Raw genomic sequence first — 13,918 nt, forward strand, 5'->3', positions numbered from 1 at the left:
GGCATCACCCTTACAGCGCATACCAGAAGGTTATGGATCGTCGGGCGGCATTCGGGCAACCGCTGCCGATCGCCGCCCACCATGCCCTTCTGCCGCCTACTGTTGAGGTGTGCGCCTGCCGTGGCGCTGGCACCGCCGGCTGTGAGAGGGACGGGTATGAAACCGACCGAAAGCGCCGCACCGGCGTCGCGGCTGCGCCGGGTTCTGCTGCCCGCGTTGCCCGCCGCCGCGGTCGCCATGGCCGCTTTCGCACTCGGCATCGGAGTATTCCGAGTGCTCGACGCGGGCCATGCGCTCTTTCCCGACGGCACCGTGGGCTGGTCGCTCGCGGTCCTCACCGGAATCATCGTCGGCCATCTGGTCGCCCTCGGCCGGGACCGCTGGTGGGGCGGCACCGGATCGGGCGCCGCGTTAACCCTGGCCGCGCTGCTGCTCTACGGCTGGATGCCCGCCGTGCTCGTCAGCCTCGCCGTGGTGGTCCTGGTCGGCGCCGCCCGACGGCACCGCTGGCGGCAGGCCGCCCTGCACGGCGCGGTCGACATCCTCGGCGTCGGCGCGGCCGCCCTCACCCTCGCCGCCTTCGGCACCACCCCCTCCGTCGAACAGCCCTGGCACACCGACACCTGGCACGTCTCCGCCATCCCCCAGACGATCCTCGCCGCCTTCGTCTACCTCGTGGTGACCCGCGCCCTGCTGTGGTACTCCCTCGCCCCACCCGGCGCCGGACTGCCCACCGTCGCCCGCACCGCCCTCTTCCGGCAGGCCCTCGTCGGCATCGCGCTGCTCGGCATCGCCCCGCTCATCGTCGTCGTCGCCGGGGACACCCCGCTGCTGCTCCCGCTGTTCGCGGTGCCGCTGGTCGCCCTCGACTCCACGCTGTGGATCGCCCGGGTGCGGGCCGAGGAGCAGCTGCGCGACCCGCTTACCGGGCTGCCCAACCGCCAGTGGCTGCTGGAGCGCACCTGGACCGCGCTGGACGAGGCCGAGCGGGCCGGGGCCCGCACCGCCCTCGTCCTGCTGGACCTCGACCGCTTCCGCTCGGTCAACGACACCCTCGGCCACCTGGCGGGCGACCGGCTGCTGCTCCAGATCGCCGAGCGGCTGCGGCTGGCGCTGCCCCGCGGGGCCGAGGTCGCGCGGCTCGGCGGCGACGAGTTCGCCGTACTGCTGCCCACCACCGACTCGCTCACCAGCGCCCAGCGCAGCGCCCGCGCCCTCGTCGGCGACCTCGGCTCCCCGCTCGACCTGGACGGGCTGACCCTGGTGCTGGAGGCCAGCGCCGGGGTCGCCGTCTACCCCGACCACGCGCTCGACGCCGAGGGGCTGCTGCGCCGCGCGGACGTCGCCATGTACCAGGCGAAGCGGGACCGCAGCGGCGTCGAGCTGTACGAGGCGCGGCGCGACGGCAACACCCCCGACCGGCTCGGCCTGCTCGGCGATCTGCGGCGCGCCCTGGACGCGGGCGACGTCGAGCTGCACTACCAGCCCAAGGTCGGCTTCGACGGCCATGTCGCCGGGCTGGAGGCGCTGGTCCGCTGGGTGCACCCGGACCGGGGTAAGGTGCCGCCGGACGAGTTCATCTCCATGGCCGAGAGCTCCGGGCTGATGCCCCGGCTGACCGAGTACGTCCTGGAGACCGCGCTCGGCCAGGTCGCGCGCTGGCGCGCCGACGGTCTTGAGGTGCCGGTCGCCGTCAACGTCTCGCCGCGCGATGTGCACACCCCCGGCTTCGCCGGAGCCGTCGCCGGGCGCCTCGCCCGGCACGGGGTCCCGGCCGGGGCGCTCCAGCTGGAGATAACGGAGCACGTGCTGCTGGAGGACCCGCAGCGGGCCGCCGACACCCTCGCCGGGCTGACCGGGCACGGGGTGAAGATGTCCCTGGACGACTTCGGCACCGGGTATTCGTCGCTGGTCCATCTGCGGCGGCTGCCGGTGAGCGAGCTGAAGATCGACCGCTCGTTCGTGGCCCGGCTCGCCGTGGACAACGAGGACGCGGAGATCGTGCGCTGCACGGTCGATCTCGCGCATTCGCTGGGGCTGCTCGTCGTGGCGGAGGGTGTCGAGGACGACGAGACGTGGGAGCGGCTGCGGGATCTGGGCTGTGACGCGGTGCAGGGATGGCTGGTCGCCGCCGCGATGCCGCCCGAGGAGACGACGGCGTGGTTGCGGGCCCGGGGCGAGAGCGGGTGGCGGCGCGAGGAGTCCACGGCCGCTCCTGCGGAGAAGGACGCCGATCAGCCCGTGACGTAGTGCGGCAGCGGTGCTGGCCCTTGCGGTTTCGCTGCCGGGTGCGGGCCGGTGGGTGGGTCGTGCCCACCCGTTCCGCCCCGCGGAACGATGCCCACAACGCGTGTGCATCAAAGCGTTTCGCGCCTCGTGGTGGGGGCGCCATAGGATTGGGCCGAAAACACTTCACACTCACCCTGAGGATCGCTGCATGCCTGGCATCACGCGCGAGGAGGTTGCCCACCTCGCACGGCTGGCGCGTCTGGAGCTGAAGGCCGAAGAGCTGGATCACTTCGCCGGACAGCTGGACGACATCATCGGCGCGGTGGCCCGCGTCTCCGAGGTCGCCGACCAAGACGTACCGCCGACCTCCCACCCGCTGCCCCTGACCAACGTCATGCGGCCGGACGAGGTCCGTCCGTCGCTGACCCCGGACCAGGCGCTGTCCGGCGCCCCGGCCCAGGAGCAGCAGCGTTTCAAGGTGCCGCAGATCCTGGGGGAGGACTGACCCGCATGACCGATCTGATCAGGCTCACCGCCGCGGAGATCGCCGCCAAGGTCGCTTCCGGCGAGCTGACCGCCGTCGAGGTCACCGAAGCCCATCTGGCCCGTATCGAGGCCGTCGACGAGAAGGTGCACGCCTTCCTGCACGTGGACCGCGAGGGCGCGCTCGCGCAGGCCCGCGCCGTCGACGAGAAGCGGGCGCGCGGCGAGGAGCTGGGCCCGCTGGCCGGGGTTCCGCTCGCGCTCAAGGACATCTTCACCACCAAGGGGATCCCGACCACCGTCGGTTCCAAGATCCTCGAAGGGTGGATTCCGCCGTACGACGCGACGCTGACCCAGCGGCTGCGGGACGCGGACGTCATCGTCCTCGGCAAGACCAACATGGACGAGTTCGCCATGGGGTCCTCGACCGAGAACAGCGCGTACGGGCCCACCGGCAACCCGTGGGACCTCACCCGCATCCCCGGCGGCTCCGGAGGCGGCTCCTCCGCCTCCCTCGCGTCGTTCCAGGCCCCGCTGGCCATCGGCACCGACACCGGCGGCTCCATCCGCCAGCCCGCCGCCGTCACCGGCACGGTGGGCGTCAAGCCGACGTACGGGGCGGTCTCCCGGTACGGCATGGTCGCCTTCTCGTCCTCGCTCGACCAGGGCGGCCCCTGCGCCCGTACCGTGCTGGACGCGGCGCTGCTGCACGAGGTGATCGCCGGGCACGACCCGCTCGACTCGACCTCCATCGACGCCCCCGTTCCGGCGGTCGTCGAGGCCGCCCGCAACGGCAGCGTGCGCGGCATGCGCGTCGGCGTGGTCAAGGAGTTCGCGGGCGAGGGCTACCAGGCCGGCGTCATGCAGCGCTTCGAGGAGTCGGTGGAGCTGCTGCGCGAGCTGGGTGCCGAGGTCGTGGAGATCTCCTGCCCGTCCTTCGACAAGGCGCTGGCCGCGTACTACCTGATCGCGCCGTCGGAGTGCTCGTCCAACCTGGCCCGCTTCGACGCCATGCGCTACGGCCTGCGGGCGGGCGACGACGGCTCGAAGTCCGCCGAGGAGGTCACCGCGCTCACCCGCGCCGAGGGCTTCGGCGCCGAGGTCAAGCGCCGGATCATGCTCGGTACGTACGCGCTCAGCTCCGGCTACTACGACGCGTACTACGGCTCGGCGCAGAAGGTCCGCACCCTGATCACCCGGGACTTCGAGAAGGCGTTCGAGCAGGTCGACGTGCTGGTCTCGCCGACCACCCCGACCACCGCCTTCCCGATCGGCGAGCGCGCCGACGACCCGATGGCGATGTACCTCGCCGACCTGTGCACGATTCCGGCGAACCTGGCGGGGAACGCGGCCATGTCACTGCCCTGCGGTCTGGCGCCGGAGGACGGTCTGCCGGTCGGATTGCAGATCATCGCTCCCGCCATGGCCGACGACCGGCTCTACCGGGTCGGTGCCGCGGTCGAGGCCGCGCTCACCGAACGGTGGGGCCACCCGCTGCTTGAGGAGGCACCGTCGCTATGAGCGCGATCAAGAAGGCCAAGGGCTTCAAGAAGTCCAAGCCCGGCACCTACCTGTCCATCGCGACCTCGCTGTTCGGCGCGGTCAGCGTGATCAAGCAGGCCAAGAAGGCCCGCTTCGAGAACGACAAGCTCCAGCTGGCCGACGCGGTGGTCTCCGCCGCCGCCATCGCCACCGGCGTCGCCCTGCTCGTCCGCGAGCTGAAGCGCATGGGCGACGACGACGTCCTCGCGGGTTGAGAGGTTAGTTTTCCGTGACCGTCACTGAACTGGTGTCGTACGAGGACGCCCTGGCCGCCTACGAGCCCGTGATGGGGCTCGAGGTCCACGTCGAACTCGGCACCAAGACCAAGATGTTCTGCGGGTGTTCGACGTCGCTGGGCGCCGATGCCAACTCGCAGACCTGCCCCACCTGCCTCGGCCTGCCCGGCTCGCTGCCCGTCGTCAACGCGACCGGCGTCGAGTCCGCCATCAAGATCGGTCTCGCGCTGAACTGCGAGATCGCCGAATGGTGCCGCTTCGCCCGGAAGAACTACTTCTATCCGGACATGCCGAAGAACTTCCAGACCTCGCAGTACGACGAGCCGATCGCCTTCAACGGCTACCTGGACGTCGAGGTCGACGGCGAGATCTTCCGCGTCGAGATCGAGCGCGCCCACATGGAGGAGGACACCGGCAAGTCCACCCACGTGGGCGGCGCGACGGGCCGCATCCACGGCGCCTCGCACTCCCTCCTGGACTACAACCGGGCCGGGATCCCGCTCATCGAGATCGTCACCAAGCCGATCGTCGGAGCCGGGGAGAAGGCCCCCGAGGTCGCCCGGGCGTACGTCGCCGAGCTGCGCGAGCTGATCAAGGCGCTCGGGGTCTCCGACGCGCGCATGGAGATGGGCCAGATGCGGTGCGACGTGAACCTGTCGCTGCGGCCGCACGGCGCCGACAAGTTCGGCACCCGCTCCGAGACGAAGAACGTCAACTCGCTGCGGTCCGTCGAGCGCGCCGCCCGCTTCGAGATCCAGCGCCACGCCGCGGTGCTGGGCGGCGGCGGGACGATCGTCCAGGAGACCCGTCATTTCCACGAGGAGGACGGCTCCACGACGTCCGGCCGGGTCAAGGAGGAGGCCGAGGACTACCGGTACTTCCCCGAGCCGGACCTCGTGCCCGTCGCGCCCTCGCGCGAGTGGGTCGAGGAACTGCGGGCCACGCTTCCGGAGCTGCCGCGGGTGCGGCGCACCCGGCTGCGGGAGGAGTGGGGCATCTCGCAGCACGAGATGCAGTCCGTCCTCAACGCGGGTGCGATTGAGCTGATCACCGCGACCATCGACGCGGGCGCGGACGCCGCGTCGGCGCGCAAGTGGTGGATGGGCGAGCTGGCCCGCCGCGCCAACGAGGAGGGCGTCGAGCCTGCCGCCCTCCCCATCACCCCGGTCCAGGTCGCCCGGGTCTGCGCCCTGGTCGACGAGGGTTCCCTCAACGACAAGCTGGCCCGCCAGACCATCGAGGGCGTGCTGGCGGGTGAAGGCGGCCCGGACGAGGTCGTGGCCGCCCGCGGCCTGAAGGTCGTCTCGGACGAGGGTGCGCTGGGGACGGCCGTGGACGAGGCGATTGCCGCGAATGCCGCCATCGCCGACAAGATCCGCGGCGGCAAGGTCGCGGCGGCCGGTGCCCTTGTCGGTGCCGTCATGAAGGCCACGCGTGGCCAGGCCGATGCGGCGCGCGTGCGCGAGCTGATCCTGGAGAAGCTGGGCGTCGAGGGCTGAGGCGCTTTCCGCTGGATGCGGTCGGCGGCGGGGTGCGCGGCTCGCACCCCGCCGCCGTCGCGTGTGCGGGGCCCTTGGGTCTCGTTGCCGGGTGCGGCTCGGTGGGTGGGTGCGGGCTGCGCGGCGGGTCCTTGGGTGTCGCTGCCGGGTGCGGGCTGCGCCGGGGCCCTCGGGTTTCGTCGCCGGGTGCGGCCCGGTGGCCGGGTTGTGCCCACCCGTTCCGCCCTGCGGAACGACTGCCCACAACCTGGGGCGCATGCAGCGCCTCACCTTCGGCCCTGGCGGGGGAGCCGGGCCAGGGCGGATGGGCCCTCACTTCCCAGCCCCTCCGGGGGAGTGGCCGCGGGGGCGGAGATGTCCCACCCCCAGCCCCTCCGGCGTTTGAGGAGCGGGGGCCTGGGGCGGAGCCCCGGCGGGGGTGCAGGGGGCGGAGCCCCCGCAACGGGGGCCGGGGCGGAGCCCCGGGTTCGGGAAGGGGCGGGGTGGGGAACGAGCCGCCGCAGGCCCCGGGCTACAGCAGTACCGGGGTCAGGTCCGGTTCCGGCATCTCCTCGTCGAACGGGTACAGCGGCCGCACCACCCGCCGGTGCCCCAGCCGCAGCAGGTCCTGGTCCACCCCACCGGGGGTCAGCGCGAGGCGCCAGTCCGCCGCCATCTCGTACAGCTCCGGCTCCAGGTAGCCGATCTTCACCACCACCAGGTCGTACGTCCGCGGATCCAGCTCCCCGAAGTCGGCCAGCCGATGGAACGGCTTGCGGCGGCTGGTCAGGATCACGGTGACCCCGCCGCACCGCACCGCCGCGAGGTCGCCGCCCACCTCGTCGTCCCGGCGCACCGCGACCACCTCGCCGACCAGCTCGTACGGGCCGCCGTGCGCCGCGGCACCGCTGAAGTGCCCGCCGACCGAAACCGTGACCGTGGCACCGACGCCCGCGGCGAGGCAGCGCGCGACCGCCGCCGGGTCGGTGAGGCCGGGGTGGAGGGCGGTGGCACGACCGGCGGCCAGGTCGTCGTGGGCGAGCAGGCGGCGCAGCATGTACGCGAGGTCACCGGCCCCGCCCGCGGTGGGGTTGTCGCCGGAGTCGCTGATGAGGAAGGGGCGGTCGGGCGAGGCGAGGGCGTCGGCGATGCATGCGTCGGCGCTGCCGGTGGGGCCGACGAAGGCGAAGTCGCGCCGCACCTCCCAGTACTCGCGGGCCAGCGACCGCGCCTGTTCGACGACGAGCGCGGGATCGTCGCCGGTGACGACCACGGTGGCCCGGCAGCGCGGTTCGTCGGCCCAGGCGTAGCCGACCCAGATGGCCGCGTCCACGACCCCGTCCAGCGCCTCGACGGCGGCCAGCCGTCCGTAGAGCGAGGTGGCGGGCTCCAGGCGGGTGCTGGTCTTCTCGCCGGGCAGCAGCACCGGGATCTGCACCCAGGCGATGTGGGGGCGGCCCTTGCCGGAGACGAGGCGTTCGACGAGTTTGCGGGCGGCGCGTTCGCGCGTCTCCCAGGCGTCCTCGTGCGGGGCGAGGCGGTGGGCGGTGAGCAGGTCGAGGCGGTCGGCGAAGCGGCGTGAGACGTTGCCGTGCAGATCCATGGCGGCGGAGATCAGCGCGTCGGGCCCGATGGCCTCCCGTACGGCGTCGGTGAGATCGCCCTCGGCGTCCTCCATGCCGACGACGCTCATCGCGCCGTGGATGTCGTACACCAGCCCGTCGAGGGGACCGGCCGCCCGGATCCGGTCGGTGAGTTCGGCCTTGAGGCGGGCGTACGTCGCGGGGTCGACGGGCCCGCCCGGGAGCGAGACGGCGTGCACCAGGGGCACCCATTCGACGACCTCGCCCAGGTCGCCGTCCGGACGGGTCCAGCCGTAGCGGTCCAGCAGGTCGCCGCCGCGGGTGACCCGGAAGTCGTCGTAGGCGGCGCGGTGGGGGCTGAAGGTGCTGGATTCGATGTGCATGCCGCCGATGCCGATCCGCAGGCGACGGCCTCGGGGGGTGGTGGGTGCCATGCTGCCTCGCTTCCGGTCGGTCCGCGCTCACCTTATGCGTTGGCCGAATGAAGACGGTGTCACAACGGGCCTTCCGTGGTTACCATCCGTGGGTTCCCGTACCAGACGTAACAGAGCCTTGATGTGGTTTCACCGGCGTCCGTACGCGGAGGCAGCATGGGTCGGTCCGAAACGCGAAGACGCTTACGCACCCTCCTCGCCGGGCTGCTCGCGGCCCTGCTGACCGGCGGCTGTTCGGCCGGTTCCGGGCGGGTCACGGACGTGGGCGCGACCGGTGGGACCAGGGTCGAGGGCGGTACGGCGACCATGGCGCTGCCGCCCGCCGCCGGACCCAACTGGATCTTCCCGATCGGCGCCCCCGGCTATCTGGCCTCGTACAACGGCGCCCTCCAGAACCTGCTGTATCCGCCGCTGTACCAACCGGTGCGCAAGGGCGGGAAGCTCACCATGGACAACCCGCGCAACCTCGCCGAGCCGCCCCGCTACGGCGACGGCGACGGCGACACGACGGTGACCGTCACCCTGAAGAAGGGGTACACCTGGTCCGACGGAAGGCCCGTGACCACGGGGGACGTCAGGTTCTGGTTCGATCTGATCAAGGGCAACAAGAAGGAGTGGGGCGGCTACTCGCCCGGCCTCCTGCCCGACAACGTCAAGCGTTTCGAGACCGTCGACGACCGCACCTTCCGGCTCCGGCTGATCCGCGCGTACAACCCCGCCTGGTTCACCGCCAACCAGCTCGGCCAGAACGTCGTCCCGCTGCCGCGACACGCGTGGAATCCGCGGAACGAAAGCCCCCGGAAGACCTTCGCCCGGCTGCTCGGGCACGCCAAGCGGCTGTCGGCGTTCGCCACCGATCCGCTGTGGAAGACCGTTTCCGGACCCTGGAGGATCGAACGGTGGAGTACCTCCGGTCAGGTCTCGCTGGTCCCCAACCGGCGTTACACCGGCCCGGACAAGCCCCACCTCGACCGCGTCATCTTCAAGCCCTTCACCACCGCCGACTCCGAATTCAACGTGCTGCGCTCCGGCGGCGTCGACTACGGCTACATCCCGCCCTCGGTCATGGCCCAGGCCGGGCGGTTCAAGGAGCGGGGCTATCGCGTCGATCCCTGGGAGGGCTGGGCGATCACCTACATCGTCCTCAACCTCAACCACCCCATCACGGGCCCGATGCTGCGTCAGACCTATCTGCGCCAGGCCCTCCAGTACCTGATCGACCAGCGCTCCATCGCCCGGGTCGTCTGGCACGGCACCGCCGCCCCCACCCGCGGTCCGATCCCGGCCGGGCTGCTCGCCCGCGAGCCGTATCCGTACGACCCTGCCCGGGCGCGGCGGCTGCTGGCCGCGCACGGGTGGCGCGAGCGCGGCGGCGTGCTGCGGTGCGTACGGCCCGGGACGGGGCCGGACGCCTGCGGCCAGGGGATCGGGGAGGGGCAGCGGCTGAAGCTCTCGCTGCTCTCCCAGTCCGGCTCGACCGAGACGTCCAACCAGATGCAGGAGATCAAGTCCTCGTACGACCGGGCCGGGATCACGCTCGACATCCGGCAGCAGCCGCTCAACACCGTCCTCGGCACGACCGTCCCCTGTCAGCGGACCGAGCCGCTGTGCTCGGCGTGGGAGCTGGGGTTCTTCGGCACGGCGGGCAGCTGGTACTTCCAGCCCGCCCCCAGCGGGGAACAGCTCTTCGCCACCGGCGCCCCCTCCAACATGGGCAACTGGTCCGATCCGCGCGCCGATGAGCTGATCAAGGCCACCGAGTACTCCGGTGATCCGGCCGCCATGCGGCGCTACGGGGAGTACGTCGCCCGGCAGGTCCCCGTCCTGTGGACCCCCAACCCCGCCTACCAGGTCTCCGTCATCCGCAACGACCTGCGCGGCATCGACCAGAACCCGACGCTCACCCTCGCGCCCCAGGACTGGTACTTCGTCAAGGCGGACAAGAAGAGAGCGGGCCGCGGATGATCCGCTTCCTGGCCACCCGGACCGCACAGGCCGCCATCGTCCTGCTCCTCGTCTCCGTCATCGTCTTCGTGCTGCTGCACCAGCTCCCCGGCGGCCCGGCCCGCGCGATCCTCGGCCCGAAGGCCACCCCGCAGGCCGTCGAACACTTCAACCACCAGCAGGGCTACGACCGCTCGCTGCCCCTCCAGTACGTCCACTACCTGCGCCGCCTGCTCACGGGCGACCTCGGCGAGTCGTACAAGCTCAACCAGACCGTCACCGCCCTGCTGGCCGACCGGCTCCCCAAGACCCTGGTGCTGACCGGGCTGTCGATCGCGCTCGCGGCCGTCCTCGCCGTTCCGCTCGGCATCCTCCAGGCCGTACGCCGCGGCCGGATCGCCGACTACCTGCTCACCGGGGTCGCCTTCCTCGCGTACGCCACGCCGGTCTTCTTCCTCGGCCTCGTCCTCATCCTCGTCTTCAGCCAGCGGCTCCAGCTCTTCCCGGCCGAGGCACCGCAGGCGGACACGGTCGGCGGCATCCTGTCCGACCCGCTCGCCCTGGTGCTGCCGGTGGTCACCCTGGCGCTCGGCATCGTCGCCGCCTTCAGCCGCTACACGCGCTCGGCGGTGCTGGACAACCTGAGCGAGGACTACGTCCGCACCGCGCGCGCCAAGGGCCAGTCCAACGCCCGGATCATGGCCCGGCACGTGCTGCGCAACGCGCTCATCCCGCTCGCGAGCCTCCTCGGCCTCTACCTCCCGACGCTGCTCAGCGGGGCGCTCGTCGTGGAGTCGATGTTCAACTACCCGGGGATGGGGCTGCTGTTCTGGAACGCGGCCCAGGGCTCGGACTTCCCGGTGCTGCTCGGGGTGACGCTCCTCGTCGGCGTCGCCACCGTCCTCGGCTCGCTGATCACGGACGTCGCGTACGCCGTCCTCGACCCCCGGATCAGGAGCGTCCCGTGACCGCCGCGGGGTCCGTGAGCCCCACGGCCGCCACCCCCGGCACCGGCCGCCGCGCGCTGGCCGTCTTCACCCGCGACAAACTGGCCCTGGCGGGCGCGGTGGTGCTGGTGGCGCTCATGGCCTTCTGCTTCCTCGGCCCGCTGATCCGCCCCACCGACCAGGTGCACACCGACCTCGGCCGGGCCAACCTCCCGCCCGGCAGCCCCGGCCACCCGCTCGGCACCACCGACCTCGGCTACGACATGCTGGGCCGGCTGATGACCGGCGGCCAGACCTCCCTGGAGGTCGGCCTCGCTGCGGGGCTGCTGGCCACCCTCATCGGCACCGTGTACGGCGCGGTCGCGGGCTACTTCGGCGGCTGGCTGGACGCCGCGATGATGCGGATCACGGATGCCGCGCTCGCCATTCCGGCGCTGTTCCTGCTGGTCGTCGTGGCCACGATCGTCACCCCGAGCAAACCCGTGCTGATCCTGATCATCGCCTCCGTCGCCTGGCTGTCCCCGGCCCGCCTCATCCGCGGCGAGGCGCTGGCGCTGCGCAGCCGCGACTACATCCACGCCATGCGGCTCATGGGCGGTGGCGGTGCCCGGGCCGTCTTCCGGCACATCGTGCCGAACGCCATCGGCACGGTGATCGTCAACGCCACGTTCCAGATCGCCGACGCGATCCTGTACGTCGCCTATCTGTCGTTCCTCGGCCTGTCCATCCCGCCGCCCGCCGCCGACTGGGGCTCCATGCTCAGCACCGGCATCACCTACACCCAGGTCGGTTACTGGTGGCTGATCTTCCCGCCCGGTATCGCGATCGTGCTTGTCGTCGCCGCGTTCACCTTCCTCGGGGACGGCCTGCGGGACGCCTTCGACGTGCGGCTCCAGAGGCTCCAGAGGATCCGGAGGAACCGCCGATGACCGATTCCCTGCTGCGCATCGACGACCTCCACGTCGAGATCCCGGCCCGTGACGGCGACCGCCGCCGCGCCGTGCACGCCCTCGACGGGGTGTCCCTGGACCTCGCCCCGGGCGAGGCGCTGGGCCTCGTCGGCGAGTCCGGCTGCGGCAAGACGATGACCGCGCTGAGCGTGCTGGGGCTGCTGCCGGGCGGAGCCCGCATCACCGGCGGCTCCGTCGCCTTCGCCGGTACGGTCCTGGCGAGCGCGCCCGAACCGGTGCTGCGGGGCGTACGCGGCAACACCATCGGCATGGTCTTCCAGGACCCGCTGACCTCCCTCAATCCCACCATGGCCATCGGCGCCCAGGTCGCCGAACCGCTGCTGCTGCACAAGGGCGTGGGGAAGGCGGAGGCGTGGCGGCGGGCCGAGGAGATGCTGCGGCTGGTGGGCCTGCCGAAGCCGGGGGAGCGGCTGCGGAGCTATCCGCACCAGCTCAGCGGCGGCATGCGGCAGCGGGTCGCCCTCGCCATGGCGCTGATCTGCGAACCCGCGCTGCTGATCGCGGATGAGCCGACGACGGCGCTGGACGTCACCACGCAGGCCCAGATCCTGGAGCTGATCGACGAGTTGCGGGCGCGACTGGGCATGGCGCTGATCCTGGTCACCCACGACCTCGGGGTGATCGCCCGGCGGGTGGACCGGGTGGCGGTGATGTACGCGGGCAGGACCGTGGAACGGGCCGGTGTCCGCGCCCTGTTCGCGGCCCCGCGCCACCGCTACACCCAGGCGCTGTTCGCCGCCCTCCCGGAACGCGCCGCCGACGCGTCCCAGCCCCTGGCCACGATCCCGGGCCTCCCGCCGTCGTCGGCGGCCCGCCCCGCGGGCTGCCCCTTCGCACCTCGGTGCGGGTTCGCGGGCGAGCGGTGCGAGGCGGAGGAGCCGCCGCTCTCGACGGCTGAGGGGGCGTCCCGCGACGCGCACGCCTTCGCCTGCTTTCATCCCGTACCGCCGGATGCCGACCCCGTCGCCGAGGTGGTCCCGGCCGCCCCGGCCCCTGCCCCGGCCCGTAGCGATGACGTCCTGCTGCGGCTCACCGGCCTGACCAAGGACTACCCCCTGCGCGGCGGCCCGTTCGCCCGCCGCGGGGGCGCGGCGGTGAGCGCGGTGGCCGGGGTCTCGCTCTCCGTGCGGCGCGGGGAGACGTTCGGGATCGTGGGGGAGTCCGGCTGCGGGAAGTCCACGCTCGGCAGGCTCGTCGTCGGCATGGAACCCCCGACCGCGGGCTCCATCCGCTTCGGCGAGCGCGACCCCGCCACGCTGGACCGCCGCGCCCGCAAGGCGCACCGCCGCCAGGTGCAGCTGATGTTCCAGGACTCGTACGCCTCGATGGACCCGCGGATGCGGGTGGCGGCGATCCTGCGCGAGCCGCTGGTCATCCAGGGCATCGGGGACCGTGCCGGGCAGCGCGCGCGGATCGCGCGGCTGCTGGACGACGTGGGGCTGCCGCGCGGTGCGGTGGACCGCTATCCGCACGAGTTCTCCGGCGGCCAGCGCCAGCGGCTCGGGCTGGCCCGGGCGCTCGCGCTGTCGCCCTCGCTCGTCGTGGCGGACGAACCGGTCTCCGCGCTGGACGTCTCCGTACAGGCGCAGATCCTCAACCTGATGCGGGAGCTCCAGCGCGAGAAGGGGGTGGCGTATCTGTTCATCTCGCACGACCTCGCCGTGGTCCGGTATCTCGCGGACCGGGTCGGCGTGATGTACCTGGGCAAGCTGGTGGAAACCGGACCCGCCGCGACCGTGTTCGCCTCGCCCCTCCACCCGTACACCCGGGGTCTGCTGGACACGGCGGAACATGCCGATCCGGGCGTACGGCCGTCGGCGGCGCCGCTCGGTGGGGAGACGCCGTCGGCCGCCGATCCGCCCTCCGGCTGCCGGTTCCGCACCCGCTGCCCGCACGCCCGGGACATCTGCGCGCGCGAGGAGCCGCTGCCCGCCGAACCGGCCGCTCCGGGGCACACGGTGGCCTGCCACTTTCCCCTGGCCCCGGGGGCCGTCTGAGCCGGGCTGCCATGCCGCCGTCATGCCGCGGATGTTCACCGGCCACCTGCCCTTGTTAGCTTCCCCGGCGGACG

General features: G+C 72.3%; 10 protein-coding genes. 9 read left to right on the top strand and 1 reads right to left on the bottom strand.

The annotated features are described in order from the left end of the window. Positions 1-156: 156 nt before the first annotated feature. The 5 genes from HYQ63_RS29735 (at position 157) to gatB (ending at position 5,989) form a co-directional block, all read left to right on the top strand. Positions 157-2,250, top strand: coding sequence for a bifunctional diguanylate cyclase/phosphodiesterase (locus HYQ63_RS29735; RefSeq protein WP_179936923.1), 2,094 nt, complete (start codon positions 157-159; stop codon positions 2,248-2,250). Positions 2,251-2,437: 187 nt separating this feature from the next. Next, on the top strand, positions 2,438-2,734 hold the full coding sequence (gene gatC, locus HYQ63_RS29740) for an Asp-tRNA(Asn)/Glu-tRNA(Gln) amidotransferase subunit GatC (RefSeq protein WP_009714835.1): 297 nt from the start codon (positions 2,438-2,440) through the stop codon (positions 2,732-2,734). Between the two features lie 5 nt (positions 2,735-2,739). Continuing rightward, positions 2,740-4,233, top strand: a complete 1,494-nt coding sequence (gene gatA, locus HYQ63_RS29745) for an Asp-tRNA(Asn)/Glu-tRNA(Gln) amidotransferase subunit GatA (RefSeq protein ID WP_179936924.1) — start codon at positions 2,740-2,742, stop codon at positions 4,231-4,233. Next, a complete protein-coding gene (locus tag HYQ63_RS29750) occupies positions 4,230-4,469 on the top strand; it encodes a hypothetical protein (protein ID WP_179936925.1) in 240 nt (79 codons plus the stop codon). The genes gatA and HYQ63_RS29750 overlap by 4 nt, the downstream gene beginning before the upstream one ends. Positions 4,470-4,483: 14 nt before the next feature. Beyond that, positions 4,484-5,989 (top strand): Asp-tRNA(Asn)/Glu-tRNA(Gln) amidotransferase subunit GatB, encoded by a 1,506-nt coding sequence (gene gatB, locus HYQ63_RS29755; protein WP_179936926.1) that lies wholly within the window; start codon positions 4,484-4,486, stop codon positions 5,987-5,989. A gap of 511 nt (positions 5,990-6,500) precedes the next feature. On the opposite strand, the gene HYQ63_RS29760 is transcribed toward gatB, so the two are convergent. Then, complete coding sequence (locus tag HYQ63_RS29760) at positions 6,501-7,985, bottom strand: M81 family metallopeptidase (RefSeq protein WP_179936927.1); 1,485 nt, start codon at positions 7,983-7,985, stop codon at positions 6,501-6,503. Positions 7,986-8,141: 156 nt separating this feature from the next. Here HYQ63_RS29760 and HYQ63_RS29765 point away from each other — a divergent pair, with 156 nt between their 5' ends. From HYQ63_RS29765 to HYQ63_RS29780, 4 genes are read left to right on the top strand one after another with little or no spacing between them, the layout of a single operon-like run. Then, entirely contained in the window at positions 8,142-9,950 is a 1,809-nt protein-coding gene (locus HYQ63_RS29765) for a peptide ABC transporter substrate-binding protein (protein WP_179936928.1), read from the top strand. Beyond that, a complete protein-coding gene (locus HYQ63_RS29770) occupies positions 9,947-10,897 on the top strand; it encodes an ABC transporter permease (protein ID WP_179936929.1) in 951 nt (316 codons plus the stop codon). The genes HYQ63_RS29765 and HYQ63_RS29770 overlap by 4 nt, the downstream gene beginning before the upstream one ends. Next, positions 10,894-11,805, top strand: coding sequence for an ABC transporter permease (locus HYQ63_RS29775; protein ID WP_179936930.1), 912 nt, complete (start codon positions 10,894-10,896; stop codon positions 11,803-11,805). The genes HYQ63_RS29770 and HYQ63_RS29775 overlap by 4 nt, the downstream gene beginning before the upstream one ends. Then, a complete protein-coding gene (locus HYQ63_RS29780) occupies positions 11,802-13,844 on the top strand; it encodes an ABC transporter ATP-binding protein (protein ID WP_179936931.1) in 2,043 nt (680 codons plus the stop codon). The genes HYQ63_RS29775 and HYQ63_RS29780 overlap by 4 nt, the downstream gene beginning before the upstream one ends. Positions 13,845-13,918: the final 74 nt, after the last annotated feature.

This window comes from Streptomyces sp. Rer75 (assembly GCF_013414305.1).
Classification (GTDB): domain Bacteria; phylum Actinomycetota; class Actinomycetes; order Streptomycetales; family Streptomycetaceae; genus Streptomyces; species Streptomyces himastatinicus.

Coding starts and splice junctions, on each gene's coding strand:
- HYQ63_RS29735 (WP_179936923.1), top strand. CDS start 157: ATGAAACCGACCGAAAGCGCCGCACCGGCGTCGCGGCTGCGCCGGGTT.
- gatC (WP_009714835.1), top strand. CDS start 2,438: ATGCCTGGCATCACGCGCGAGGAGGTTGCCCACCTCGCACGGCTGGCG.
- HYQ63_RS29760 (WP_179936927.1), bottom strand. CDS start 7,985: ATGGCACCCACCACCCCCCGAGGCCGTCGCCTGCGGATCGGCATCGGC.
- HYQ63_RS29770 (WP_179936929.1), top strand. CDS start 9,947: ATGATCCGCTTCCTGGCCACCCGGACCGCACAGGCCGCCATCGTCCTG.
- HYQ63_RS29780 (WP_179936931.1), top strand. CDS start 11,802: ATGACCGATTCCCTGCTGCGCATCGACGACCTCCACGTCGAGATCCCG.
- HYQ63_RS29750 (WP_179936925.1), top strand. CDS start 4,230: ATGAGCGCGATCAAGAAGGCCAAGGGCTTCAAGAAGTCCAAGCCCGGC.
- gatA (WP_179936924.1), top strand. CDS start 2,740: ATGACCGATCTGATCAGGCTCACCGCCGCGGAGATCGCCGCCAAGGTC.
- HYQ63_RS29765 (WP_179936928.1), top strand. CDS start 8,142: ATGGGTCGGTCCGAAACGCGAAGACGCTTACGCACCCTCCTCGCCGGG.